Source organism: Silvanigrella aquatica (assembly GCF_001907975.1).
Classification (GTDB): domain Bacteria; phylum Bdellovibrionota_B; class Oligoflexia; order Silvanigrellales; family Silvanigrellaceae; genus Silvanigrella; species Silvanigrella aquatica.
Genome location: NZ_CP017834.1, coordinates 2,610,448 through 2,636,294, shown reverse-complemented (window position 1 = coordinate 2,636,294; position 25,847 = coordinate 2,610,448). Strand labels below are relative to the sequence as shown.

20 protein-coding genes are annotated in these 25,847 nt (G+C 32.0%); 11 read left to right on the top strand and 9 right to left on the bottom strand.

From position 1 onward, the window contains the following. Positions 1 to 388: 388 nt before the first annotated feature. A complete protein-coding gene (locus AXG55_RS11195; RefSeq protein WP_233231172.1) occupies positions 389 to 1,771 on the top strand; it encodes an MACPF domain-containing protein in 1,383 nt (460 codons plus the stop codon). On the opposite strand, the gene AXG55_RS11190 is transcribed toward AXG55_RS11195, so the two are convergent. Together AXG55_RS11190 and AXG55_RS11185 are read right to left on the bottom strand one after the other, a co-directional pair. Then, a complete protein-coding gene (locus AXG55_RS11190; protein WP_148696237.1) occupies positions 1,674 to 2,510 on the bottom strand; it encodes an IS3 family transposase in 837 nt (278 codons plus the stop codon). The genes AXG55_RS11195 and AXG55_RS11190 overlap by 98 nt on opposite strands. A gap of 14 nt (positions 2,511 to 2,524) precedes the next feature. Next, positions 2,525 to 2,812, bottom strand: a complete 288-nt coding sequence (locus AXG55_RS11185; RefSeq protein WP_148696238.1) for a transposase — start codon at positions 2,810 to 2,812, stop codon at positions 2,525 to 2,527. Positions 2,813 to 2,884: 72 nt separating this feature from the next. On the opposite strand from AXG55_RS11185, the gene AXG55_RS11180 reads away from it, so the two are divergent. From AXG55_RS11180 to pckA, 4 genes are all read left to right on the top strand, one after another. Continuing rightward, positions 2,885 to 3,280 carry a Vps62-related protein gene (locus AXG55_RS11180; RefSeq protein WP_148698205.1) on the top strand — a complete coding sequence of 132 codons (396 nt, stop codon included), beginning with the start codon at positions 2,885 to 2,887 and terminating at the stop codon, positions 3,278 to 3,280. Between the two features lie 304 nt (positions 3,281 to 3,584). Then, the gene (gene fusA, locus AXG55_RS11175; RefSeq protein ID WP_148698204.1) at positions 3,585 to 5,654 is read left to right on the top strand and encodes an elongation factor G; all 2,070 of its coding nucleotides are present in this window, start codon (positions 3,585 to 3,587) and stop codon (positions 5,652 to 5,654) included. Between the two features lie 53 nt (positions 5,655 to 5,707). Continuing rightward, entirely contained in the window at positions 5,708 to 6,034 is a 327-nt protein-coding gene (locus tag AXG55_RS11170; protein WP_233231171.1) for a c-type cytochrome, read from the top strand. Between the two features lie 192 nt (positions 6,035 to 6,226). Then, entirely contained in the window at positions 6,227 to 7,798 is a 1,572-nt protein-coding gene (gene pckA, locus AXG55_RS11165; protein WP_148698202.1) for a phosphoenolpyruvate carboxykinase (ATP), read from the top strand. A gap of 55 nt (positions 7,799 to 7,853) precedes the next feature. On the opposite strand, the gene AXG55_RS11160 is transcribed toward pckA, so the two are convergent. The 5 genes from AXG55_RS11160 to AXG55_RS11140 all read right to left on the bottom strand — a co-directional run bounded on the left by AXG55_RS11160 (position 7,854) and on the right by AXG55_RS11140 (position 16,367). Next, positions 7,854 to 8,642: a GH3 domain-containing protein gene (locus AXG55_RS11160; protein ID WP_148698201.1), complete on the bottom strand. Its 789-nt coding sequence runs from the start codon at positions 8,640 to 8,642 to the stop codon at positions 7,854 to 7,856. Positions 8,643 to 8,654: 12 nt separating this feature from the next. Further along, positions 8,655 to 9,371 carry a GH3 family acyl-acid amido synthetase gene (locus AXG55_RS11155; protein WP_148698200.1) on the bottom strand — a complete coding sequence of 239 codons (717 nt, stop codon included), beginning with the start codon at positions 9,369 to 9,371 and terminating at the stop codon, positions 8,655 to 8,657. Positions 9,372 to 9,469: 98 nt separating this feature from the next. Beyond that, complete coding sequence (locus AXG55_RS11150) at positions 9,470 to 11,308, bottom strand: hypothetical protein (RefSeq protein WP_148698199.1); 1,839 nt, start codon at positions 11,306 to 11,308, stop codon at positions 9,470 to 9,472. Between the two features lie 184 nt (positions 11,309 to 11,492). Continuing rightward, the gene (locus AXG55_RS11145) at positions 11,493 to 15,095 is read right to left on the bottom strand and encodes an FAD-binding and (Fe-S)-binding domain-containing protein (protein WP_148698198.1); all 3,603 of its coding nucleotides are present in this window, start codon (positions 15,093 to 15,095) and stop codon (positions 11,493 to 11,495) included. 24 nt (positions 15,096 to 15,119) lie between these two features. Further along, complete coding sequence (locus tag AXG55_RS11140; protein ID WP_233231170.1) at positions 15,120 to 16,367, bottom strand: TIGR04552 family protein; 1,248 nt, start codon at positions 16,365 to 16,367, stop codon at positions 15,120 to 15,122. 128 nt (positions 16,368 to 16,495) lie between these two features. Here AXG55_RS11140 and AXG55_RS11135 point away from each other — a divergent pair, with 128 nt between their 5' ends. The 6 genes from AXG55_RS11135 to AXG55_RS11110 all read left to right on the top strand — a co-directional run bounded on the left by AXG55_RS11135 (position 16,496) and on the right by AXG55_RS11110 (position 22,831). Next, positions 16,496 to 17,107: a hypothetical protein gene (locus AXG55_RS11135; RefSeq protein ID WP_148698196.1), complete on the top strand. Its 612-nt coding sequence runs from the start codon at positions 16,496 to 16,498 to the stop codon at positions 17,105 to 17,107. Between the two features lie 128 nt (positions 17,108 to 17,235). Further along, a complete protein-coding gene (locus AXG55_RS11130; protein ID WP_233231169.1) occupies positions 17,236 to 18,054 on the top strand; it encodes a M23 family metallopeptidase in 819 nt (272 codons plus the stop codon). A 154-nt stretch (positions 18,055 to 18,208) separates the two neighbouring features. Further along, a complete protein-coding gene (locus AXG55_RS11125) occupies positions 18,209 to 19,921 on the top strand; it encodes an ABC transporter substrate-binding protein (RefSeq protein WP_148698194.1) in 1,713 nt (570 codons plus the stop codon). A gap of 12 nt (positions 19,922 to 19,933) precedes the next feature. Beyond that, entirely contained in the window at positions 19,934 to 20,968 is a 1,035-nt protein-coding gene (locus AXG55_RS11120) for an ABC transporter permease subunit (RefSeq protein WP_148698193.1), read from the top strand. Between the two features lie 14 nt (positions 20,969 to 20,982). Then, a complete protein-coding gene (locus tag AXG55_RS11115; protein WP_148698192.1) occupies positions 20,983 to 22,023 on the top strand; it encodes an ABC transporter permease subunit in 1,041 nt (346 codons plus the stop codon). A gap of 28 nt (positions 22,024 to 22,051) precedes the next feature. Next, positions 22,052 to 22,831: an MnmC family methyltransferase gene (locus AXG55_RS11110; protein ID WP_148698191.1), complete on the top strand. Its 780-nt coding sequence runs from the start codon at positions 22,052 to 22,054 to the stop codon at positions 22,829 to 22,831. Here AXG55_RS11110 and AXG55_RS11105 read toward each other — a convergent pair. Then, on the bottom strand, positions 22,823 to 24,322 hold the full coding sequence (locus AXG55_RS11105; RefSeq protein ID WP_148698190.1) for a FecR family protein: 1,500 nt from the start codon (positions 24,320 to 24,322) through the stop codon (positions 22,823 to 22,825). The genes AXG55_RS11110 and AXG55_RS11105 overlap by 9 nt on opposite strands. Beyond that, positions 24,315 to 25,799 carry a methyl-accepting chemotaxis protein gene (locus AXG55_RS11100; protein ID WP_233231168.1) on the bottom strand — a complete coding sequence of 495 codons (1,485 nt, stop codon included), beginning with the start codon at positions 25,797 to 25,799 and terminating at the stop codon, positions 24,315 to 24,317. The genes AXG55_RS11105 and AXG55_RS11100 overlap by 8 nt, the downstream gene beginning before the upstream one ends. Between the last annotated feature and the right edge of the window lie 48 nt (positions 25,800 to 25,847).

The following is a 25,847-nucleotide window of genomic DNA, read 5'->3' as shown; positions in this document are numbered from 1 at the left end:
ATTTTTTGAACTATAATACTTATTTTTAAAATAATTTAAATATATTTTAGGCAAGTAAAATTTGATATTCTTTGAATTCTTGAAAATTTAGCTGCATTAATGAAAAAGGATCATACCTAGTATCCTTATCAAAATTTGTGAAAGTATTATATCTATTTACAATATATAAATAATACAAAAAAAATTTACCCATATTTATAAAGGAGGTATTTATGATTATATTTGAATTTTATTGATGATTTTTTAATTAATTAAATTTATAAAAATAATATAAAAATAAAAAGTGAGGTGATTTTTATGAAATTTTAGTATTTTATTGTTATTTTTTAGTTAATATATTTAAAATAATTGTATTTTTTAAAACTTAAAAAAATAAATGGAGTTTATTATGAAATTTTTAATGCAAGAATATAAAACGACTGAGAATCCTAAAACTATTGAGAATAATCATGTAACATTAAGTCCCGATAAAAAAATCTTAAAATCTGGTAATTCATTGTCTTCATCTGAGCAGATTTTACCTGGAGCTGAAATTTTAGGTTGTGGCTATGATGTTCGAGAAAATTATGCGGATCCTCGTTGTGTAAAGGAGCGCTTATTTGACTTTGGGGAATATAATTCAACTATTAATAAAAATGGTAAAATATTTAATATTCCAAATTTAATTAAAAATGATTTAGTTGTAAGTGATATAAATAACAGTAAATTAGAAATAATTTATGGTGATAAGACGGAAGAATATTTAAAATCAATTTCAAATAAACTAGATATTAAAGGTAAATATAATTTCTTTACAGCGTCATTAAGTAACAATTTTTCAACTAAAACATTTGGGTTAGATTTTTTTGAATATGTTACAGTTAAATCAAGTCATACATTATACAAATTAATTTTGCCAGAATCTGATAAGCTATCAAGTTTTATTTCTAAAGATTTTAAAAGTAAATTGGAAAATTATAGTGAAAGCGCTCTTGATATTATGAAAAAATATGGAGCTTATTATCTTAAGGAGATTATTGTAGGTGGGAGAATAGATTATAATTCACAGACAAATAAAATGACATTTAAATCAAATAGTTCTATTGAAAATGTTGCAAAAATGTCATATAATAATTTAATTGGTAAGATAAGCGTAGAAGATACTTCAAAATATAATGAAGATATTAAATCCTTTAATAATTCAAGTAGAATATCTTTTAATAGTTATGGAGGAAAACCTGGAGTTTGGAATTCAGATACAACAAAACCATCAGAATATAATGAATGGTTTAATTCTGTTTCTGAATATGCCGTTCTTTCTGATTTTACAACCGATTCATTAATTCCAATTTGGAACTTACTGGATAAAAGTAATCCAAATTATCTCAAAAGAAAAGAAGAATTTGAAAATGCACTTCAAGATTATATGAAAGAAATTCAAATTCCAAAAGGAACAGATACATTATTAAAAGTTAAAATGACTAATAATTTTCGTCTATTTGGTACAGATAAAGGAAGTGGTGCAAAAAAAGATTTATTTGTTTATAAACCCGTTGTGGATAAAAATGAATATTGGGTAGGTCAATTTGGAATAAATAATAATTCGTTCATTTCTAGTAACACAATGTTACCCATTATTATCGATTCGATACCAGGTTTTGTTAAGCCTGGTGTGATCCCCGAAAAGTGGACGGTTAAATTTCATAATTTTTTTCATACTCTAATGGTGCAAGATAATCAAGGGCAGAGTGCGCACGAATTCGATTATAAAACACCTCAATATATTCTATAATCGAAGATTTTGCTTCTTTTCTAGTAAGAAAATTGCATCGATGTACCAATTCTTTTTTTAGAGTGGAAAAAAATGTTTCTGTAATAGAATTCTCATAGCAGCTATTGCTCATGCTTTGATGAAAATGATTTAATTTTAAATATTTTCTAACTTCTTTACTTGAATATTGTGATCCTTTGTCACTATGAAAAATTATTCCATTTGGAAAATGAGATCTTTTTTTGTATGCCATGTTTAGTGAATTCAAAACAATTTCTCTTTTTAGATTATCTTGCATGCTCCAACCAATTATTGCTCTTGAAAAAGTATCCAATATTATGCACAAATAAACCCAGCCCTCTTTCGTTGGAATATAAGTAATATCGCTGGTCCAAAGTTCGTTGGGCTTATAGGAAGTAAAATCCCCTGAAATTAAATTCGGAAAATGTATCGCTTGCCTATCAACCTTTGTTGTTGTTTTAAATTTAGGTTTGCCGACCCCATTCAGATTTAGTTTCTTCATAATCTTGGATATTCGTTTTTTTCCAACTTTAATAAATGACTTTTTAAGTGTTGATAAAATTCGCCGTCTTCCATATGTACCCCTTGAAGAAGTATGTATTTTTTTTATTTCTTCTTCAAGGCTAAACTCAAATTGATGATTTTTATCTTTACACTCAAGCCATTTATAAAATCCACTTTTAGAAACGCACATTACTTTGCAAAGTAAAAGAATAGGATAATTAAGCTTCTCTAGCAATATAAACTCGTATTTTAATCGAGTTGCTTTGCAAAGAAGCTTGCCGCCTTTTTTAGGATTTCATTTTCCTTTTTTAAAAGCTCGTATTCTCGCTTTAGCTTTTTCAATTCGTCAGAGTTTTTCTTTATATTTGAATTTTCCTTTTCGCCAATAGAACGCTTCCAGCTATTCAGAGTGGGGTAGGAAACCTCAAACTCCCTAGCTATCTGAGCCATGCTTTTAGGGCTATTTTCTAAGACTTCAAGGACTTGGTTTTTAAACTCAAGAGAATATTGACTTTTAACTGATTTCTTCTTTACCATGGGACAACCCTTCTATATGAACGCCTAAGTTCATAGCATATTGTCCACTAAAAGGAATCACTTTAGCCTCCTATTGGTTGGGAACAAATTTGGAATGATTATGGAAGTGGTGCTCACAATAATTATAGTTGTTGGAGCCCTATTCCACCAAGTGGTTATCGTGCATGCGGACATTTTATGCGTTTAAATACTGATGATAAGTCAGCACCAAATGCTAACGAAACCCATAATTTTGTTTGTGTTCATGAGTCTCTATGTAATGAAGCTTTTATCCAAAATGATGTTATTTGGAATGATGTTGGAACTGGTGCTAAGCAAGATTTGACTTTATGGAAAGTCGGATTTAATGATTCTCAAATTGATGCTAAAACATTTTATGGCACAAATGTAAGAGATTTTAATAAATTCAATAATAGACAACCAAAAATCTATGCTATTAAGAAGGATAAAAGGATAAAAATTGAATAATTATTGATAAAATATTTATTACAATTGAAATAGCTCTGTATTTTAAAATAATTCATCAAAAATTAATTTATTTATAGAGCTACGTATTAAATTAACAAGTCCTTATGTTCACTCTTTCAGAAGGTAGAAATACGGATTAAACCCTTGTTGGCAAAGTTTACTTCCTATTGCTCAATTTCCAATATACTTACAGTTGTTGATTTTTAGAGCCAAATTGTATACCAACACCCTTGTAAGAATATTGATCTTCATCTTAATATTCTCCTATTTCATGCAATTGATACATTTTGAAAGAGCTTCCACTATGTCAACTCCTCTAGATCTTAGTAAATATCGTAATATTGGGATAATGGCTCATATTGATGCCGGCAAAACCACGACTTCGGAAAGAATATTATACTATACAGGGAGAAGTCATAAGCTGGGTGAAGTGCATGAGGGTACGGCTACTATGGACTGGATGGTTCAGGAGCAGGAGCGGGGGATTACTATTACCTCTGCGGCAACGACAACTTTCTGGAAAGATCACCGTATTAACTTAATAGACACTCCTGGTCATGTGGACTTTACAGTGGAAGTGGAGCGTTCTTTGCGTGTTCTCGATGGCGCTATTGCGGTGTTTGATGCCGCCAATGGTGTTGAACCCCAATCGGAAACGGTGTGGCGTCAGGCAGAAAGATATCATGTTCCGCGCATCGCTTTTTTAAATAAAATGGACAAGGTAGGAGCGGATCATGAAATGTGTATCCAATCCATGCGTGAAAAATTAAATGCCAATGTGGCTTTTGCGCAACTTCCTATGGGAGCGGAAAGTTCTTTTAAGGGTGTGATCGATTTAATAGAATTAAAAGCCTACATTTGGCATACGGATGACAAAGACACTCCTCCTAAAGTAACAGATATTCCTGCTGAATATTTAGATGATGCTCTTTTATATAGACAAGAACTTATCGAAAATCTTGCGGATTTTGATGACACTCTCGCTGAAGCAGTTTTGTCAGATGCTAAAGTAACTGTAGAGCAATTAAAACATGCGTTACGTAATGCTGTGGTCGCTATTAAACTTATCCCTATATTTTTAGGTTCTTCATTCCGTAATAAAGGTATTCAACCTCTTCTTGATGCTGTTGTTGATTTTCTGCCCTCTCCTCTCGATCTTCCTCCTGTGGAAGGAGTTGAAATTGAGGGCGTCGTGAAATCGGGTAAACGCTCTCCTACCGCAGAAGATTCTTTTTCGGGAATTGTCTTTAAAATTATGACCGATCCTTTTGTAGGTGCTTTATTTTTTATGCGTATTTATTCGGGAACAATTAAAACAGGAGAAGCTGTTTTAAATACGCTTAAAAATAAAAAAGAACGTATTACAAAAATATTGCGTATGCATGCCAACGACAGAGAAGAGTTACAAACGGCATCGGCGGGAGAAATTGTGGCTGTAGTGGGTCTTAAATTTGCTACTACGGGTGACACTTTGTGTGATATCCATGCGCCTATTGCGTATGAATCTATGAAATTTCCTGACCCCGTTATTTCTCTCGCCATTGAGCCTAAGAGCAGTGGTGATCTCGATAAATTGAATCAAAGTTTAAATAAATTAGCACAGGAAGATCCTTCCTTAAAAGTTTCTACTAGCGAAGAAACGGGACAGGTTTTAATATCGGGAATGGGTGAATTGCATTTGCAAATTATTGCCGATCGTTTGCTCCGTGAATTTAAAGTCAATGCCAATGTAGGAAATCCTCAAGTTTCCTATCGTGAATGTATTTCTGTACCAGCAAAAGCGGCGGATTCTTTTTCACGTCCTATTCAAAATAAAACCTATTCCGCAAATGTTTCGTTATCCATTGAGCCGCATAATGAAAAAACCAATGTAGAAATTCATGTTCCTTCGAAAGCTATGGTTCCTGTAAATATTGTCAATGCGATTAAAGAATCTTTAACGGGCTCTGTCGGAAGTGGTACTTTATGCGGGTATCCTTTGGTGAATTTAAAAGTAACAGTAAATGATTACTCTTATGATCCTCAAGCAGTTGATGAGATTGTTTACAAAGTTGCTGCGAGCAATGCCTTGCGTGCTGCGTTAAATCAAGCTAAACCTGTTATGATGGAACCTATTATGAAGGTTGAAATTGTTGTGCCACCTGATTATAGTGGTACTATTGTCTCCGATGTCAATAGCCGTCGCGGACAAGTTCAAGGTTTAGACACGCGCGGGCATTTGCAAGTTGTCCATGCCCATATTCCTTTGTCTGAACTATTTGGCTATGAAACAGATATCCGTTCCTTATCTCAAGGTAGAGCAAGCAGCTCCATGCAATTTTCGCATTACGAAGTTTTACCTAAGAATTTACAAGATAAAATTTTAGGAATGTAATTGTGTTTTTGACTTAAAACATTTGATTTATTTAAATGAAAAGGAAAACAATAATGAGAAAAAAAGTATTTATTTTAAGTGTTTTTTCCATTTTGTTTTCACCTCATTCTTTCGCCAACACAAATGAGCAAGTTTTGAATCAGGGAAAAAGCATTTATGTGAATCAGTGTTCTATGTGCCATGGAAGCAAGGGATTAGGGGATGGCCCTGTCGGAAAGAACTTGTCTAAAAAACTTCCTTCTTTAAAAAAACAGACACAAGAAAAACAAATTATAGATGTATTAAATGGTCCTAAACTAGAACTTATGCCTGATTTTAGAACAAGTTTGTCTCCAGAGCAAAAAAAAGCGATCGCAAAATATATTATAGAAGCTCTATAAAAAATATTAATTTTAAAATGAATAGCCATAAAGTAACTTGTTTGTTAAAGTCTCAATAATTGTAACAAGCTTGACAACTCATAAAGTTACAATTAGCTTTATTTTTAATGTATTTTAGACTTTTATTTCTGACCTTGTTTTTTTGTTAAGTAAGCTTTTTTCTAACTAAATATTTATAAGGTAATTAATCATATGCTTAATGAATACGGAATTTATGATGCTGAAGTTTTTCACAATCTGTTACCTTCCATTTTATATGAACATGCTATTTTATATGAAAAAAACTCAAATATCACCGATTCAGGCGCATTATCTGCAAGTTCAGGAGCCAAAACAGGAAGAAGTCCTAAAGATAAAAGAATTGTAAAACACCCTGAAAGTGAAAATGATGTCAATTGGGGTGATGTGAATATTCCCTTAACAGAAGAATCATTTCAAATAAATAAACAAATTGCTCTAGAATATTTAAAAAAACAAAAACGAATTTATGTCTATGATGTTTTTGCAGGCTGGGAAAAATCATGTCAATTAAAAGTGCGTGTTATCTGTTCACGACCTTACCATGCCTTGTTTGTTTCAAATATGTTTATTATTCCGACAAAAGAAGAATTAGCTCAATTTGGTGATCCCGATTGCGTTATATTTAATGCCGGAGCCGAATCTGCTGATGAAAATGTTTCTGGAGTGACATCAAAGACAAGCATTTGTTTGAATTTAGAAAGAAAAGAGCTCATCATTTTAGGTTCTGAATATGCTGGTGAAATGAAAAAAGGCATATTTACTGTCATGAATTATCTTATGCCTAAAAAGAATATTCTTTCTATGCACTGTTCCGTTAATGAAGGCTTAAAAGGTGATGTCACTATTTTATTAGGATTATCAGGAACAGGAAAGACAACTCTTTCCGCAGATCCTAATAGAAAACTTATTGGCGATGATGAACACTGCTGGCACGATGAGGGCATTTTTAATATAGAGGGTGGATGCTATGCAAAGTGTGATCATTTATCTGCTGAAAAAGAACCGGAAATATTTGATGCCATTCGCTTTGGAAGTTTATTAGAAAATGTGGTTCTAGATCCCGTAACAAGAATTCCCGATTATAACGATCTTTCCATTACAGAAAATACACGCGCATCTTATAATATTGAATATATTAAAAGTGCAAAAGTTCCTTGTGTAACCTCACATGCAAATAATATTATATTTTTAACTTGTGATGCTTTTGGGGTATTTCCTCCCGTGAGTTTACTCACATCGGAACAAGCAATGTATTATTTTATCAGTGGGTACACGGCAAAAGTATCTGGAACGGAAGTGGGTGTAAAAGAGCCTACAGCAACTTTTTCCGCATGCTTTGGTGCTCCTTTTATGGTCTTTTCTCCTATAAAATATGCAGAGCTTCTATCCCAAAAACTTGAAAAATTTCCTAAAATAAAAACATGGCTTATTAATACAGGATGGACTGGTGGTGGTTTTGGTGAAGGACAGCGAATTTCATTAAAACACACGCGCTCTATTATAGATGCCATTCATGACGGGTCTTTAAAAGATGAAACATTTAAAAACTTTGATGTCTTTAATTTAAAAATACCTCTGCAAGTAAAAAATGTGCCTTCTGAAATTTTAGATCCAAGAAATTGTTGGAAAAATAGGGAAGAATACGATTTGTCCCGTAGAAAAATTGCAAAAATGTTTATAGATAATTTCAAAAAAATTCAAGAAGGATCTCACATTGCTCAGGCAGGGCCGGTAATTGATTAGTTTTTAATATTACCAGAATGTAGAATTTATTTTAACTCTGCTATTCACACCATATCTATAAATATCTTTCTAAATCAGAAATCTCACTTTTCCAAAATTTTTCAAATTCTAAATGACTTTTAAAAATCGTTTTCATTTTAAATTGCCCTTTGCCAGAATTTCTCTCAAAATATTTTTGAATGAGATGTTTAGGAATAATTTTTACTTTAGGAACAGCAATCAAATTTTGAATTAATCTGTACTTTTTATAATTATTTGATCTTAATATAAGCAGTTCATCAAATATATTTGCAATTAAGCAAGATTTTTCAATTGAAATATTATCAGAAAATAAAATCCATCCATAATAGGAACAATTTTCTTGAATAATAGGATAAACAAAATAATGATCGATGTGGCATTGAATTTTATTTTGAAGTTCGGCAATAATCTCTGTAACTGTTTTTTGGGATATTCGTTCTGATACGAGATTTAAATCAGCATCTTGTCTTCCTAAAACTTGAAATGTCAAATAAGGTGAAATGCTTGTAATTTTTATGCAATCTTTAAGAGCGTATTGAATAAATCCACTTAAAGATGAAATATTAATATAATATTCACCTTCTTTTTTTAATTCTTCAAAACTAAGCGGAGGTAAATGAGGATGGTCTACGTCTGTAAAGGAAAAAACAGTATCATTATAAAGAGGAATATAGGAATGCATTCCCTGAGAAATTTCAGGAATTTCTATTCCCATAAGAGCCTCTGAGGCTCCATAAAAACCAAGGCATGTGATTTTTTTACCCATTATTTTATGAAATGAATTTTCAAAATTCTCAACTCCTGTACCTGCATAAATAATCAATTTTAGATTGGGTCAAATTTCTTGAATTTTTTGTTTTCCAGATAAATTTAGTATCTCATTAAAAAATGCGAAAATATGGGCGGGAACTCCTGTAATTAATTTGATATCTTTATCCTTTGCCTCAAAATATATTTTACTAATCCGTTCAGAGTAATTATCAATTTGAAAATACTCAGGAGAAGGATATTTGTTAATTCTAGAGCTTGAAGTCGCTAATATTCCGCTTAGATAACCTTTTTGAACGCCATTTATTTCTTCTATGGTGTGCTTTGCACCTATAGAAATAGAATCAGACTCTAAAGATATATCATTTAAATTTTGGTATAAATATAACAAATATTCAGTTAATGATTGATTGAAAACAGAGAATATTTCATTGCTACATGGTATAGTTTTGCTATTATTTGTTGTTCCAGAGGAACTAAAAAAATATTTAGGTTTCCCTATGAACATTTGATTTTCTTCGCCTGCAATGATTTTATTTATAAATTTCTCATAAAAATTATAATCATGAAGTGGAACTTTTTTTATTAATTCATAATGATTTTTTATTTTATCAAGCTTTAACTCTTTATATATTGCCGTATCTTTAATGTTTTTTATTAAATTAAAAAATGCTTTTTCTTGGGCTGCAATAGGGTTTTTTAGAGATTCAATAATTCCAAATTTATTTTGCGAAATTGTATTATTTTGATAAATAAAATTAATGATATTTTTTGTATTTTCCATTATATTCTCCTACAACATATAATAATTTTTCTTAATATAAAGTTATCTTGATTTTTTTTATTTGTATAGAAAAATATATAGAAGTAAGTTTGACTTATTTAATACACTATAGGATGGATTCTTCTGAAGTATTCTTTTATTAAATTATAAATATAATAAGAATTGAGATGAAACTCAGCGGACTCCATTTTTGTATTGTCAAAACTTTGTGCAAAGTTTAATGCAGCATTATTTAATAAAAAGGAATCTAAAAAAGAGTTATTATCATACCAACTGGGATTAGCATTATAAGCAAAATAACGATTTTTTGAACCTCCTACATCATCAATGCGAAGAATATTTCCAGCAGAGTCAACTATATGATATTTATTTTCATTTTTTGCTTTTTGAAAAAACCATCGGTAATCTTGAGTTAAAAGTCCTCTTGTCGAACAGTATTTGTCTTTAATCCAATCCCATGTGCTACCCCTATTTTGAATTAAAAGTGAATAATAACAGACTTGAGGACCTTCACGATCGTGACCAAAACTTGAAAATAGAGCATTGTTGTGGGCATTATAAAAGTTTTGATAATTTTTTACATTATCTTCATCATCTAAATAAACATTACCAGCAGAAGTAGGGTATAAAATATCATGGTTATTTAAGATAAATGGATTTACAGAAAATTGAATAAGTGCTTGGGATTTATTATCTTGCATTTCCATTGCATTTTTTAATTTCAATGTTTTATAACTTTCAAATCCAAAGCTTGTATAGACATAGTAATTATAATAAGATTTTAAATATTTATCATTATAAGTTAAAATACTATAGGTTTCATCATCATTTTTTAATATTTTCCACAATTGATCTTTATTGTAAAGATCACATATTTCCATTTTAACATAATTATAGTCATTAGATTTACCTGGACTTGTTAAGCAATAATGTTGATAATTCTTTCCATCATGCACCTCTGTTATAAATTGACCAAACTCAGTGTAGCTCCATTTTTGAGCATTGTAGCAATAGTCAATATAAACATAGTTTTCTCCTTTAGGGCTTAAGCAAAAGTTTTTGTATAAAAATATATTTATATTCATTGCAAATGATTTGTCTGATAACATTGACTTTGGGTTAGGTACTTTCTCAAATTTTAAGCTATTTATTTTGGGGCAAACGAGTGAAATTTGAACATCATTTGCTCTTTTCATTTGTCGAGTATTTGTTTGCTGTTGGTAACAGGCAAAACCTGAAGATACCATATTATAATTATATTGAAAACGAATATGTGTTCCAAGAGAAAAAGTATTGGGATGTAAAGAAGCTGATACGGCAGGATTATTTCTACTTATTCTTGTCACCGTATTTTCTATTTGTTCTCTTCTGACATATCGCCTTGTTGTCATATCAAATTCATAGCGTGTTGCCGATAAAATTCTTTCCGGAGGAATTTCATATAAAGCGGCATATTCATCTTCTCTCATATACGTATCTCGGACAAAAGGATTTTCTAAGTTCTCTCTTACAGCAGCGTTTGTTTCTTCGTTTAATGTTCTTAAATAGGTATCACGAACGCTGACAAAATTTCCTTGCGGAACAATTTCATAAATATAAAATTCGTAGACATGCCACCATCCCATGGCATAGGAGCTGGCAAATCCTTCTGCATATCTATAATTTGAAGTTGTACTAATAAAGGCACTCATATCGCCTGTGTCTGCTTGAATATGCCGACTTAAATCGGTATGCGCAAAGGCACTGCGTTGAAAGCCATTAGCAAAAACATCTGCAGGTTTTGAAGGAGTGGCTCTGTAAACATGTGTTGGAATATTATCAAAAATAGTACCTGTATAATCTGCATAGCACAAATTAAAATAAAAATAAGATGATCCAAAAATACAGTTTATGATTAAAAATCTAATTAGTAAATAATAAAATGATTTTATATCCATAAAAAACCTCCATGTCATGTGCAAGATAAATATTGTGAAAAAAAGATGGTATATTCTATATAATCGGAATATACATAGATATTTTTTATTAAAAAATCAATTAATTAAAAAAAATGTTTTTAAATATTTTTTATTTTTTAAATTGGTAGTCTATTTTATTAATGTAATAGAATGTCAAGTTTTTCTAAGAAACCTTGGCATCTTTTAAAATTTGCTCGAATATTCCCGAGACTTCAAATTCTGCAATTTGATCTTTTTTAGCGGCAAGGATATCTCTTTGCATTTTGACACCATCACGGCAACTGGGGCATCCGCTCACAACAGCTTGGGGAGGTTCTTCTCTAATCTGCTCAAAGAGTTTTTCAGATATTTTTGTTCCAATTTTAGGGTGTTTTAAGCGACCGGTTCCCGAAAGTCCACAGCAACGATCATAAGCCGAAACACCCGTAAAATACATTTTTAATAATTCAACTTGTGCTTTTGTAGCGGAAGGAGTGTTATGACATGGTACTTTAAGCCCAATATTTTTTTCAACTTTAGCTAATTTATTATCTATCGACTTATTAACTTCCGATTTTTTGAGAAGATCCATCGCTATTTCCGCAGTATCTTTTACTTCAAATTTAATATAAGACATATTAAACTCATCGGATAATTTTGCTCGAACTCGTATTTGTTCCACTATGGCTTCCTGAGTTAACAGTTGTTTCATTTCTTTGATAGCTTCACAGCATGTGGGGCAATTTGAAAATACGATGAATTTTGGAATTTCAATTAGTTGTAATTGGCACTCATCAATAAGTCGCGCCATACATTTTGTAATTTCTATGAGGCTTAATATTTGACTTTGTTTTGCTCTTTCATGCAAACCGTCTGCTTCAAAAGGGAAACCGCAACACATTTTCTTTTCAAGATCAATAATGCGTGCGTTTAAAACATCTTTAAAATAAGTATCTACACTTGTTGTTGCATTTGGATTGCCATAAGTATCCATGCATCCACGGTAGCGAATATAAACTGAATTTGGAGAAAATTCATCGTGAGCTATAAAAGTTTCAGTCGTATTTTCTTTTTTAATAACTACGAAATTATCATTTATATCTATTTTAGTTCCATTTTGCTCAGCTTCATAATGGGATAAGGAAAGTGTGGGTGGAACAAAATAAGATTTCATCCAATCAGGTATTAATTTTATTTTTCTAAATAACTTTAAGATTGGTAAGTTGATCAATATAAAAAAAGCAATTATTTTATAGGTTATCGATTTAAAAAAATCCTCTCCCATAAGCCTTTCATATAGAAATCCCCAAAATTTCGAACCCAGAGAAGGCAATTTCCCCATTTTTTGATAAGCTCGCATTAATGGATGAATTTCAATATCAACAGGGCATGCTTTATCACATTTTCTACAGTAAAAACATTTTTTAAGTAACTCAGCACTTTCTTTCATCATTTGTGAAGTTGTTTGAATTATTTTTTCAATACGATATGTATCCCCTGTTTGTTCTACGCCACGTCTAATATGGGAAATTTGTTCCATAAACATGAGTACATTTCGTTTACTCGGTAGTACTGGTTTTTTACTGTTACGTTTATTTTCTCTCTCTAATTCATGCTCGGCATCGATGACGGGACATATTTTACAACTATTACAGCGCGTACATCGTTGTCCTTCTGTAATAGCAAAATTTTCTGCCATCATTCTTTGTTGACTTAGCGAAATTTCTTCGACATTATCACTGTGCCTATTTAATTCTTTTGTTTTTTCAATACTTTCTTTAATGTATTTTGCACTTGTATTAAGAAGTCTTGCTCTCAAAGAACGTGCTAAACTTGTACGTAAAAATAAGGTGTCTGGATTAAAAAGGTCTTTAGGATCTAAAGCGTCTTTTATTTCGCACATTCTTTTAAAATCATTTTCAGGTATATAATTTAACCACAAAAAGGGTGCTTTTCCTGCAACACCATGCTCTCCCGTAAAACGAGCGCTTCCATTTTTATCGGAAGCTGGTGCTAGATTCTGAGCTTTTCCAATGACATTTTCTAAATAGTCCCATGCAATATCAGCATTTTCTTCATCATAAAGATCAAATCCACCAATGTTCCAGTGAATGATAGCAGTGTGATTGGGAGTGAGATGTCCAAATAAAACATCTTGTTTTTGATCTGCATTTTGCCTGGGATTGGTATTCGCAACTATTTTTAAGACTTCTCCTAAATATTCGGTACGAATTTCCATATCTGTTTTACATTTTGTGCGTAATTTTTTAGGAAGTTCTTCTCTTGGTTTTCTTAATATTTCAAATTCTTCGATACCATCACTTTGTAGTGCAGGCTTTGTTTCTTCGATTTTAATTAAAACATCTTGAATTTTATAACCTAAACTTTCAATTGCTTTATAAGCAGCTCTTTTGTTTAATTCATGGCGTTTAACGCATGTTTCTTTATTGTCTCCTTCCACGGCAAGAATGATAACGGCTTCATCTTGTTGTGAAAATACCGATGGAAAATCTTGAATTAAATATCTGCGGATACTTTGACCCGATATGAATTCAAAATATTCGGGTTGTTCTGATTTTATGAGTTTTTTAATAGAGCGTGTTGCTGCCATAGCGGCGTCAACGTTGCTAAAATGCCAACGAGAGGCTTGCAGCCATGGAAGTGGTTTTTCTATTTCAAAAGTCACTTCATAAATGAACCCTGTTGACCCCTCTGCTCCCACAAATGCGGAAATAGGCAAATGCGGAGAGTCTTTCATACTATCTGTATAATGTTCTGCTTTTAATTTTTGTTCCGATTGCTGAGCAAGCATATTGGCTGCTGCTTTCATTCCTTGTAAAGGAACAACAATCCCTTGCGAGTTTGATGTAATGGATGCGGGCAAGTTTAATTTTTTAATTGCATTCAATGTTACTTTAAATTTTTCAGTATTTTCGATACTGAAAAATTTTCTTGCTAATAAAAAAGGTTCATTTTGAATACAATCTGTTTCCTTATCATCAGCTGCAAAACGCAGTGCAGTTCCGTCTGATGTAACAGAGCGACCTTGTAATATGACTTCAAAAGCTTTGCGTCCCCCATTGCTTCCTGTGGCCGCGATACCGCCTGTAGCGGCGCGAGGTGTATTGGGATCACATCTTAAAACAAAACCTCTTTTTCCAAGGTAGGAAACAAGATCTTTAAAAGGAACTCCCGATCCTACTGAGATTTCATATTTATTAGGATCTCTTCGGCTCGGCTTTATTTCTGAAATATGATCGATGCCTCTCAGGCTTATGGTTACAGCAGGAGCCATGGGTGTGACTCCCATATTATAGCCGCCGCCCTCACCATAGGGAATCATAGGGATATTATTTTCATAAAATAATTGCACAATAGACTGTAATGCTTTTGCAGAATATATATGAATAACAGCTTCTGTAATTAAGGCGCGATGTTCCATACTATCTGCAGAAAAAGCTTCTCGATCTAGCCACAATGCAGAAAAATTTCCTTCACCGACTATATTAATTATTTTATTTTTTAATATTTTTAGTTTATTTCTTATTTCAAAAGTTTTTTCTACTCTATTTTTAATGAATTCAGCTAACTCAGGTATGCAGTCTTTTTGTATCATGGGTAAAATATGATTAAAAAATTCATCTCGTGTTATGAGGCTTGGCAAAAAAGTATGTTTGCCTGAAGAATCGGAACCAAGTTTTTCATATATTTTTTTTGCGGCTTCATGTGGCATAGGAGGCATAAGCCCTGTTATATCTAGCCAATTATCAAGTTCCGCCGTGTTCATTCTATATTCCTTTTATATTAAAAGTTAAATTTCCTGAGTTGTTAATTTATCTTCATTAAAAGATAATAAATTTCCTAATACTCTTTCTCTCACAGATTTTAGTTGATTTGCTTTATATTGTTCATGAGAAGCGGGACCAAATTTTGCCATTTCATAGCTTTCTTGATCCATCATTTGAATTTCTATTGGAAAATAATGAGCAAAATATTGAGGAATGACACTTTCCATCCAAGGCTCTTGTCGTAAAACTCCAGTGTATCTTCTTAATTGGTTTGTCATTGATTCCAGAACAAGAAATGCAGGATTTGGTGTTCTAACAAGATGCCTTACGGTAAATTGAAGGGATCGGTAATGTTGACTTGAAAAAGAATTTGATCTTTTGGCATGTTCATCGCTATTATGACCTGACCATACAATATTTTTACACATATCTTCAAATTCTTGATCAGATAAGGTACCACAGGAATTTAATTCCTTTAAAAAGTCGAAAACTTTCTTAGGATGCTTAATGCTTAAAAGCGAATTTCTTGTTCTAATAGAAACCACTTGATGAGGAATAATAATATCGGCTTCAATAAGAAGTTTAAGTAACAATGGAATTTCATTTGAGCCTTGCACAACAAATCGGACACCGAGATAGTCAAAAACTTCATCAACAATACTATCGGGTTTATGAAGTAACTTTAGAATAATACTCGTTCTTGTTTTAGCTTCTTTCCATTCCACTTTATTTAATGAAATAATTTGATTTTTAAATTTAAATTCCAAATGATAATCACTTTTTTGATGGATAATATTTCGAATTCTTTTAAAAATTTGCTCTCTAGCGTCATCAATAATTTGTAGTCTACCACTAAATTGTAAATTTGAAATAGCGTACATGACTTTTAAAATAGCACAACACCAAAGTCTAAGGTAACGTTTTCTAGGATGATATGAACTTGCAAATATAAGTAAATCACAGGGATTATTTAATTGAAGAAGATGCGAAGGGACTATATATTTTTCTCTTTCTTCATTATCAAGTAAGACATGTCGAATGAAAAAAAGTGCCTCTCCATAAAATTGCTCAAACTGTTTAATATGCATTTGATTTGTTAAATCAAATCCACAGTTTTTAAGAAAGGTTTCAGCATGTGATTCTGCTTGGAAATTCAAATTTCTTTGTGAAAAAGAATTTTTGATTCCAAGAATAACTTCAAATTCTTGCCATGGAATATTCCAGTGCGATGGAAATGATGACATATAAGGCTCTGTATAATCCTTATTCATGGTCTGCCTATGGATTTCTTTCAAGTATAAACCCCCAAAACCGACAAAATCCAGACGTTTTCCTCTGCGAGTCTGGAATAGCTATTCTATATTTGTCAGCAATTCATTAAAAAGAAAAGGAGAGGCAAATGATAAGCCAAAAAAATATTTTGAGGCAGAGTGCTTTGCTTTCAAGAGTTCTCATTTTCATGACTATTCTATGCCTTTTGCTTTCACGAAACGTTTTTGCGGCTGATGAGAAAAAAAAAGATGATCCTCATGCGGCCAATTCTGTTTCAGCCCCTCCTCCGCCCGTATATATTCCACCTCTTCCTCGGCATGTCGAATTTCCTACTGTCACTTACGGCAAAGAGCAATCTGTTGAGGGGGAGATGGAATTGAATTTGGCGACAAAAAATTTTTGGTATGTCGTTGTCATATCTTCCTGGAATCCTAAATCTAAAGAAATTACGTCTATTTTAAATCATAATTATAAAGTTTTTGAATCAAGAAAAATTGGTGTAATTGGTTTGTTTTCTACAGATACTGTTACTTCTGTTAGCGATTGGAGAACACAAAATAAACCGCTCTTTGAAACGGGATTTGCTTCGCGAAATTTCCTAGATGCCTTAAAAAACCCTAAAATTCCAAGTGTGTGGGTTCTTGGACGGCGGGGCGAGATCTTACAGAGGCTAGAAATCCCTTCCAAGGAGGATATGCAAAAAAGTGTCCAAAGAGTCATGATTATGACGGGATTTTAAAAGTTTTTTTTGATTTAACGATAGGATTAGAAATAGTCCCAAAATTATGAAGAGCTTGTCTTTGAGATACAATTATTATACTGTCAGAATCGCTTCTTTTAAACCTAGGAGAGAATTGGATGCTGAGCATGGAAAAATTAAGAAAGAAATTATCCTTTTCCATCATCATTCCTCTTACTATAGCCCTTACGGGATGTCTCAATACAAATAACGGTGGTAATCAAAACTTAGTTTTAAAAGGCTCCGTTGCTGAATTGAAAGAAACTGTCATTCTAGACCCTGCTTTTATAGCGCGCCAAAAGCAAGCTGAGCGGAGTTTTTTTGGTTTCTCTGCGGGCCATGACAATCAATTAATTGAAGATGTAGTAAGTTATGATGATATTGATGAAGAGTATAATGAAACGGGTAAAGTTTCTTTAGATTCAAAAAATGGAAAATTTGGTGGTTTGGAAATCATTTGGCCTACAGAGGGCAAGCTTTCAAGCCTCTTTGGTATGCGCCGTTTAGGAAAGAAAACACGCATGCATTCGGGTATCGACATCAGCGCCCGTGTGGGTACGCCCATTCGTGCTGCTTACGATGGTCAAGTCTTATTTGCGGGTAGCAAACGGGGTTACGGTTCTTCCGTTATCGTAGGTCACGATTCTGAGCATGAAACATTATACGCGCATATGAATAAAATTGTTGTTCATAATGGGCAATATGTCCGTCGCGATCAACTTATTGGTTACGTTGGGAAGACAGGGCGTGTGACAGGTGCTAATTTGCATTTTGAAACGAGAATTTCGGGAGTTGCTTTTAATCCTGTCTTTTATTTGCCACCGAATAGTGGAAATAAAATTGTAAAAGGAGTGGCTACCCCTACTCTTTCGCAGCAAATAGCTTATTATCAAAACCTATCTAAATACGTTTTCAATTCAAATCAAAATGACGTTATAATCAAATAAAACTTCAAAATTTTATTAATTTAACAAAGAGGGGAGTATTTATTTACTCCCCTCTTCTATTTTTAAAAATAGTTTTTTTACTAAATAAAATAAGGTATAATCGATGATATTAATCAAACCATTATCTATTTTGTTGAGAAGGTAGGAAACTCCTATGTCTATGCAAAGAAAATATATTATTGCTTTATTTAATTTGTCATTGTGCTTCACGAGTTATTCCTTAGCGCAAGAAGAAATTAAGTATGAAAGATTTTCTTCTTTCTATGATAAAATGCCAAATGCTAAAAAGGGAGGAGTTTTACATTTTCAATTAAGTAACGATCCTAAGGTTATGAATCCTCTCTTAAGTGATGACAGTGAATCTAATGCTGTGGAAGGTTATTTATGGATGTCCTTATTTAGTATGGATCCTGAAAATTTAAGTTACCTCCCCGGTTTAGCAACAAGTTATACCATTTCAAAAGATAAAAAAAATTATACTTTTAAGTTAAATGAACTCGCGAAATGGCAAGATGAGACTCCTGTTACTTCAGATGATATTAAATTTACATTTGATACTTTAATGAATCCTAAAACTCATGCTGCAGCTTTAAGAAGTTATTATGAAGGAATTTCAATAAAAATAATTGATAAATATAGTTTTGCATTTATTGTACAAGAACCAAAATTTGATACGCTTAATTTTTTAGCATCATTTACTCCTATTCAAAAAAAGCAATTTGAAAATTCGAAGGATTTTAATAATGATAAAGGAATTATGAATCCTGTTGGAAACTCAGCATATGTTATGGATAAATATTTAAGAAGTCAAAAAATTGTATTTAAAAGAAATAAAAACTGGTGGGCTACAAATTTATCTCAATACAAAAGTAGATATAATCCAGATGAAATTATTCTTGATATTATTCCCGATCCAAACTTGGCTTATGAAAAATTTCTAAAAGGTGATATTGATCAGGTTAGTTTTAATGCAGATCAGTGGAATAATAAAGTCATTGGAATTGATAAAGAAAAATTTGGAAAATCTCCTTCGCAAAGAAATTTATGGGCACTCAAGTTACAAAATAAATCCCCCAAACCTTATTCATTTATTGCTTGGAATCTAAAAAATCCACTTTTTAATGATATTAAAACAAGAACTGCACTGTCTCACTTGGTGGATTATAAAAAGATAATTGAATTGGTTTACTTTAATTTGTATACGCAAAGTACATCTCCATTTGGATCATTTACAAATAATTCAGCTCCTGATTTAAGAAACAAAGATAAAATAATTACCCTTGATCGCAGTAAGGCTCTTGCATTATTAAAAGAAGCGGGATGGCAAAATGACGGATCTGGTGTTTTATTTAAAATAATTAATGGAAAAAAAACACCCTTTGAATTTACACTAGATACTAACTCCAATAATACAGCGCGTATGAAGATTGCACAGATCGTTAAGGAATCCTTCAAAACAGCAGGAATTAAAGTAAATATTCGATCTACAGAATGGAATTCTTTTCTAGACAATATTAACAAAAGAAAATTTGATGCTTTAATATTAGCTTGGACAGGTTCTTTATTTCCAAATGCAAAACAAATTTGGGATTCAAACTCTGAAAAAGATGAGGGTTCTAATTTTATAGGTTATTCAAATTCTAAGGTAGATGAACTTATTAAAAAAGCAAATACGGAATTTGATAATGTAAAACGTAATAAATTAATGCAAGAAATGAATCGTATTATATATGCGGAGCAACCTTATACTTTTATAGCAGAAGTTAATTATATTTTAGAAGGATTGAATAGCAAAATATCTTCTTCAAGATGGGTAGCTCCATATGAGTCTGGTGCTGCAAGTGATATGTTTTATCTTGAAAAATAAGTTTGGAATAGTATGAGAAAATATTTTATTCGCAGATTTATTGCCATTATTCCTATGTTTTTTTTAATGACAGCAACCTATTTTTGCATACAAAATTATTTGCCAGGTGGCCCTGTTCAGGAAACGCTTGCTCGTATCCGTGGTATGGGAGGAGAAGGGGGAGCGAATAAAAGCATAGGCTTGGGACCAGAAGATATTAAAAAATTAACTCATGAATTAGAAGTACAATATGGACTTGATAAACCGGCATTGACTCGTTACTTTATTTGGATAAAAAATATATTAACACTTAATTTCGGTGATTCTATTACCACACGGGCACCCGCCATTGATCAAATTATCGAACGTCTTCCCATTTCACTTTCTTTTGGAATTCCTGGATTCTTTTTGACTTATCTGATCTCCATACCTCTTGGGGTTATGATGGCATTAAAAGATGGTTCAAAATTTGATACTTTTTCTTCTTTTATTTTATTTGTGACTTATAGCATTCCTGCTCTAGTTTTTGCTGTTATATTTTTACTTATATTTTGCACAGATAGATTTCTTCCTTTTGGCGCTCTTTTTCCTTTGGGAGGTTGGCGCGCTGATAATTATGAAGATCTTACTTTGGTCGGAAAAATATATGATTTATTTAAGCACATGTTTCTTCCTGTTCTTGCGTCGGTTATTGGAAACTTTACAGTATTTGCTTTGCTTCAGAAAAATAGCATGCTTGAGGTGATCCGTTCTGACTATATTCGAACAGCCAGGGCAAAAGGATTAAGTGAGACTATTGTTATATTTAAGCATGCTTTAAGAAACGCACTTCTTCCTCTCATGGTTGGTTTTGGCTCTGTTTTAGGAGCATTCTTAGGAGGCTCTATTATTATTGAACCCATTTTTGGTTTACCAGGAATTGGAATTTTAAGTTTACAATCACTTGCTTCACGTGATTTTAATGTTGTCATGGCAATCGTTGTTTTGCAGTCTTTAGTCATTTTATTAGGGCAAATTTTAAGTGATATTACTTATGTTTTAGTTGATCCCAGAATTGAATATAAATAAGGATTTTAAAAGTTATGGCAACGGCAGCTCAAAGAAAGTGGAAATCTTTTCTCAATCAAAAAAAGACATATGTGGGAAGCTTTATTTTTTTATTCTTAGTTTTTATTTCTATGGGTGCCAATTTCGTTTCAAATAGCAAACCGATTTTTTTAAGCAGACAGATTGAAGAGAATAATTCTCAAAAAAAAGTAACAAAATTATATTTTCCTGTAATTTTTAATTATACACCGGAACATTTTAACATTACGGATTCCTTTATTGTTGATTATAAAAAACTTATTGCAGATGATTTGAATAAAGGTTTAAAAGTTTATGCTATTTATCCTGTAAATCCTTGGGATGCAGAGGAACAATCCGATGCTATTTTTGCATCTCCTTCTCAATCACATTGGCTTGGAACCGATAATTTAGGGAGAGATATTTTTGCACGGCTTATCTATGGCACAAGAATATCACTTGGATTTTCAATTATATTGTGGATAACTTCCTATTTTATTGGAACACTATTGGGAATTATGCAGGGATATTATTTAGGTGCATTCGATTTTATTTTAGAACGCTTAAAAGAGTTAGCAGCTATTATCCCTATGTTAACTATGGTTATTTTAATTACTGCAATAACAAAAAGCCAATCATTTTGGATGATATTAATGCTGGTTCTCCTATTTGGCTGGATGGGCATGGCAAGTCAAATGCGCGCTAGTGTGTTATCGTTGCGTAAAAGAGAGTTTTGTGAAGCCTCTCTTGCTTTAGGCGGAAATCATTTTCGCGTGCTTATGAAACATATTTTGCCGAATTCTCTCACACCTTTAATTACTTTAAGCCCTTTTGCAATTGAAGGGGGAATCTCTTTACTTGCTGCTTTAGATTATTTAGGTTTTGGTTTGCCGCCTCCTACGCCGAGTATTGGTGAACTTATGGCACAAGGACGGGATAATATTCAAAATGCACCCTGGGTTTTAATTTCACCCGTTGTGACTATTCTGCTATTATTAATTTCTATTAGTTTAATTGGTCAAGCGTTACGGCATGCTTTTGATCCTAAAATATCCTAATTTTAAGAGAGATTAAATTTAAAAATGTATGAAAAATAGTTATCAATTAGAAAAATCAGAAGAACAGCAACTTAATTCTTATTTTCAGCTTACCGCGGATGGTTCGTATAGTTTAAAATTACAAAGTGAACATTGTGAATCTGAATTTATGCATAGTGATCAAGGGGCTTTTTCTGAAACGATTTATGTTTATTTACCTGTAGTAAAATTTGTTTTTGAAAATCAATTAAATCCTCTCTTTTTATCAATTGGTCTTGGTCTTGGATATATTGAAATTATGACTGTTGCCTATTATTTAGAAAAAAAGACCTTCTGTTTAAATGATGAGTTGTTTTTTATATTTTCATATGAAAAAGAAAAAAAATTAATTCAATTATTTAAAAATTATTTTTTAAATAATGAAATTCCAGATTCATTTAAAATGTGCTACGATAGTATTATTAATTTAAATGCTAAGTTTTTTTCTATCGATAAAGAACTATTAAAAAAGACAATGAGAAATTTAATAATAGAAAATAAAATAAAATTTTATAATAATTTTTCTATAAAATCATTTAATGAAATGCCTGTTCATGGTATTTATTTTGATGCTTTTAGTGCTAAAAGTAGTCCTGATCTTTGGCAGAGTGATGTTTTAAATCATATCTTTCATAATAAAAATTGTGCAAGGCAGGCCGTTTTTGCAACTTATGCATCAAGAACAAATTTAAAGAAATTATTAAAAGAAAATCATTTTTTTATTCATAAAAAAAAGGGTTTTTCTGGCAAAAGAGAGTGTCTTTTAGCGGAAAGAAATTCATTAAAATAACCATCCTATTTTTATGATATTCCAAAATGGTAGAGTTTTGTATCTAAAATAACTCGCTACATTATCTCTAATATTATTTTGAAAACTTTGATATGCATATGAATTTATAATGTAGTTATATTGAGTAGAATCATTCGTTAATATTTCAGTCCAATAATTTTCATTACCCGAATTTATAGGAATTTGAACTCCTAATTCGGTTCCCAAAGTAAACCCACTTTCCCAAATTTTTTGCCAGCCAATTTGAGGTGCGAAGTATTGTGTATCAATTTTTAAATGAGCTCGTAAGGGAACACACGAGTTAAATTGTCCAAATCCTGCGGTAAATTCACAGGCATTTATTGTGGCATCTAAGTGTCTATTGCCCAATGCCGCACCTATAAAAAAAGATGTTCGAAATGGGTAAATAACAGCTCGGACTTCAAAATGTTGTAAACTCGCACTGGTGCTTTGAATTGGAGTATTATCTCTATTATTATTTATCTTATCTGAGATGCTAGGATAATTATTTAAATTAAATTTTGAAATACCACCATAATTAGCGCTCAGTTCCAAAAATTCAAAAAATTGGGTTTCAATTCCAATCGAAAAGAAATTAAAAACTCCGAAACTTACTGTTGGTCCAAATCTAAAAGAATTATTTTTATTTTCTTTTAAATCAGATTTTACTTCTTCAGGCTGTTTTGAATTGAGGTTTTGATCTTTTTCATCTTCATCAGAATCTTCTTTTATATTTGAGTCTGATTTTCCTTCAATTAGGGGTGGTACAATGGGTTGTGTTTCTTGTGGCGTGACTTCAGGCTTATCAGGAACCACTTCCTCTGGAGGCGGCGGGGGAGTATCAAAATTTTCAGGAAGTTCCACATGTAATTCTTCAATTAATTTTGGCGTCACGGGTTCTGGTGGAGGCGGTGGCTTATCTGCTTCAATTTTTCCCCATTGGTTTTCCTTCACTTCTTGAACAATATTGGGAGCCGCTGGGTTACTCAATTGGACGGAGCCTGTAGTCACAACCAATTGAGTGGTTGCTTGATCAAGGGGGGCAACAATAAATCCACCGGTTCCACGGACTCCCATGACCGCATTGGATGTTTTATATTTGACATCATTGTTTACTGTTTTATCAGGCTTCACAAAAAATCTAATTTTCCCTTTAATATCGTCAAACACACTTTTTAGGCTTTTTTTTTCGGTATCTAAATTAACTTTATATTCTTTTATTTTTATTTTTGATTTTTCATATAAAATAATATCTGCACCATCAAAAAATAATATTTTTACCAATGCTTTTTCTTTTGTTGTGATTGTATCTGAAGGGTGAACAAGCATTTCTTTTTTTAATGGAAGTGTTTCTTTACCATTAAAGATTTCACCTTCTCCAATGATATTTTCAATTTTGCCTACCTCATCATCTTCTGCATAAATAGAATTAAAATTCATTAATAATAAAATAGAGAATAAGGATTTAATAAATATTTTTTTATTATGCAATTTTTTCTCCAAAAACAATGCTTTCTGTAGCTGTTGCAATTTTTTTAAGATCAATACTGATATCTAATATTTGATGCGAGGAAATGATAGATTCTTCCGCGCTTTTTAAGTTATTTATTGCAGATTGATCAATTTTATTCATTGCTTGAGATATTTGCTTAACTCCTATCTCTTGTTCTTTTGTTGCTTCAGTAACTTGTGTGAGTTGTATATGAATTTCATTGATATCATGAACAATTTCAGTAAATATTTTTGAAACCTCTTCGGTGGTATTTTGACCTTCGGCAACTCTTGCTACGGTTAATTCAAGAATGCTTTTGACATTGGAACGACTTTGTTCTAGTAAGTCTCTAATTTCATCTGAAGATTTTCCACTGCTCTTTGCTAAATTCCCGACTTCTTCCGCAACAACGGCAAATCCTTTTCCATATTCCCCCGCTCGTGCTGATTCAATAGAGGCATTTAAAGATAAAAGTTCTGTTTTGTTTACAATATCATTTATTACTTTAGCTTTTTCTTCTATTTTGATAATAATATGTTCAATTTCAGAAAGCTTTTGACTTGCTTCTTGAATAGAAGCCATAGCTGTTACCATTTTTTGAACAGTATGATTTCCCATATCTATTTGTTTATTTATGATGCTTGATAAGTTTTCTGAATTTTGTGTGAGAGCGGAGGTTCTTGCAATCATACTTGTGACTTCTGCTATTGCGGCAGCGGTTTCTTGAATGGAAGAGGCTTGCTCTTTTGAAGAACTACCCACATTTTTACTTAATGTTGTTAAATTATTCGATTTATCTTCCATGGTATGTGAGGATGTTTTTAATTCCTTGACAAGGAATGCTAAGGGTTTTGAGATAAAATTAGCAAGAAAAATACCGCCACCCATTAAAAAAATACAAATAAAAATAGTGATTAGACTATCAATAACAATTATTTTATTTCTTTGTTTTTCAATGTCGTCTATATATATTCCTGTTCCCACATACCATTTCCATTCTGGAATGGGAATGAGATAAGTTAGTTTTGGGAATTCTTCCTTTGAGCCAGCCCGTGTCGTTTTATAAGATAAATAATCGCCGCCTTTATTTCTTGAGGCAATTTCTACAAACTGCTTATATTGAGGTAAAGTTTGAACCACTCCATCATCTTTAGGTCTTTTAGGGTTAATCACCTGGTGCATTTCTAAATCACCGACAAAAAAATAGTTATCTCCATCGTATCGTGCGGCATAAATCGCAGTTTTAATGCTATTATAAGCTTCTTCGTGAGTGAGTTTGCCTTCTTTTTCAAGTTTAATATAACTATTTATAATTCCGGCAACGGACTCTGTTAGATTTTTTATTTGAATTTTCTTTTCGTGCAACATTTCATCAAGAGAATCAGCACCTAAGTAAACTAATGTCACAGCGAAAACAATGACAACAAGGGCATTCCAATAGATCATTTTTTGTTTGATACTTAACTTTTTAAGCATACGAATCATCTCAAGCGTTAGAGATTCATTAAAGTTCTTCTTAATTAA

What these genes read in the sequence shown, in the direction of transcription:
- AXG55_RS11195 (WP_233231172.1), top strand. Translation starts at nt 389, where the DNA reads ATGAAATTTTTAATGCAAGAATATAAAACGACTGAGAATCCTAAAACT.
- AXG55_RS11185 (WP_148696238.1), bottom strand. Translation starts at nt 2,812, where the DNA reads ATGGTAAAGAAGAAATCAGTTAAAAGTCAATATTCTCTTGAGTTTAAA.
- fusA (WP_148698204.1), top strand. Translation starts at nt 3,585, where the DNA reads ATGTCAACTCCTCTAGATCTTAGTAAATATCGTAATATTGGGATAATG.
- AXG55_RS11170 (WP_233231171.1), top strand. Translation starts at nt 5,708, where the DNA reads ATGAGAAAAAAAGTATTTATTTTAAGTGTTTTTTCCATTTTGTTTTCA.
- pckA (WP_148698202.1), top strand. Translation starts at nt 6,227, where the DNA reads ATGCTTAATGAATACGGAATTTATGATGCTGAAGTTTTTCACAATCTG.
- AXG55_RS11155 (WP_148698200.1), bottom strand. Translation starts at nt 9,371, where the DNA reads ATGGAAAATACAAAAAATATCATTAATTTTATTTATCAAAATAATACA.
- AXG55_RS11150 (WP_148698199.1), bottom strand. Translation starts at nt 11,308, where the DNA reads ATGGATATAAAATCATTTTATTATTTACTAATTAGATTTTTAATCATA.
- AXG55_RS11145 (WP_148698198.1), bottom strand. Translation starts at nt 15,095, where the DNA reads ATGAACACGGCGGAACTTGATAATTGGCTAGATATAACAGGGCTTATG.
- AXG55_RS11140 (WP_233231170.1), bottom strand. Translation starts at nt 16,367, where the DNA reads ATGAATAAGGATTATACAGAGCCTTATATGTCATCATTTCCATCGCAC.
- AXG55_RS11135 (WP_148698196.1), top strand. Translation starts at nt 16,496, where the DNA reads ATGATAAGCCAAAAAAATATTTTGAGGCAGAGTGCTTTGCTTTCAAGA.
- AXG55_RS11130 (WP_233231169.1), top strand. Translation starts at nt 17,236, where the DNA reads ATGGAAAAATTAAGAAAGAAATTATCCTTTTCCATCATCATTCCTCTT.
- AXG55_RS11125 (WP_148698194.1), top strand. Translation starts at nt 18,209, where the DNA reads ATGTCTATGCAAAGAAAATATATTATTGCTTTATTTAATTTGTCATTG.
- AXG55_RS11120 (WP_148698193.1), top strand. Translation starts at nt 19,934, where the DNA reads ATGAGAAAATATTTTATTCGCAGATTTATTGCCATTATTCCTATGTTT.
- AXG55_RS11115 (WP_148698192.1), top strand. Translation starts at nt 20,983, where the DNA reads ATGGCAACGGCAGCTCAAAGAAAGTGGAAATCTTTTCTCAATCAAAAA.
- AXG55_RS11110 (WP_148698191.1), top strand. Translation starts at nt 22,052, where the DNA reads ATGAAAAATAGTTATCAATTAGAAAAATCAGAAGAACAGCAACTTAAT.
- AXG55_RS11100 (WP_233231168.1), bottom strand. Translation starts at nt 25,799, where the DNA reads ATGCTTAAAAAGTTAAGTATCAAACAAAAAATGATCTATTGGAATGCC.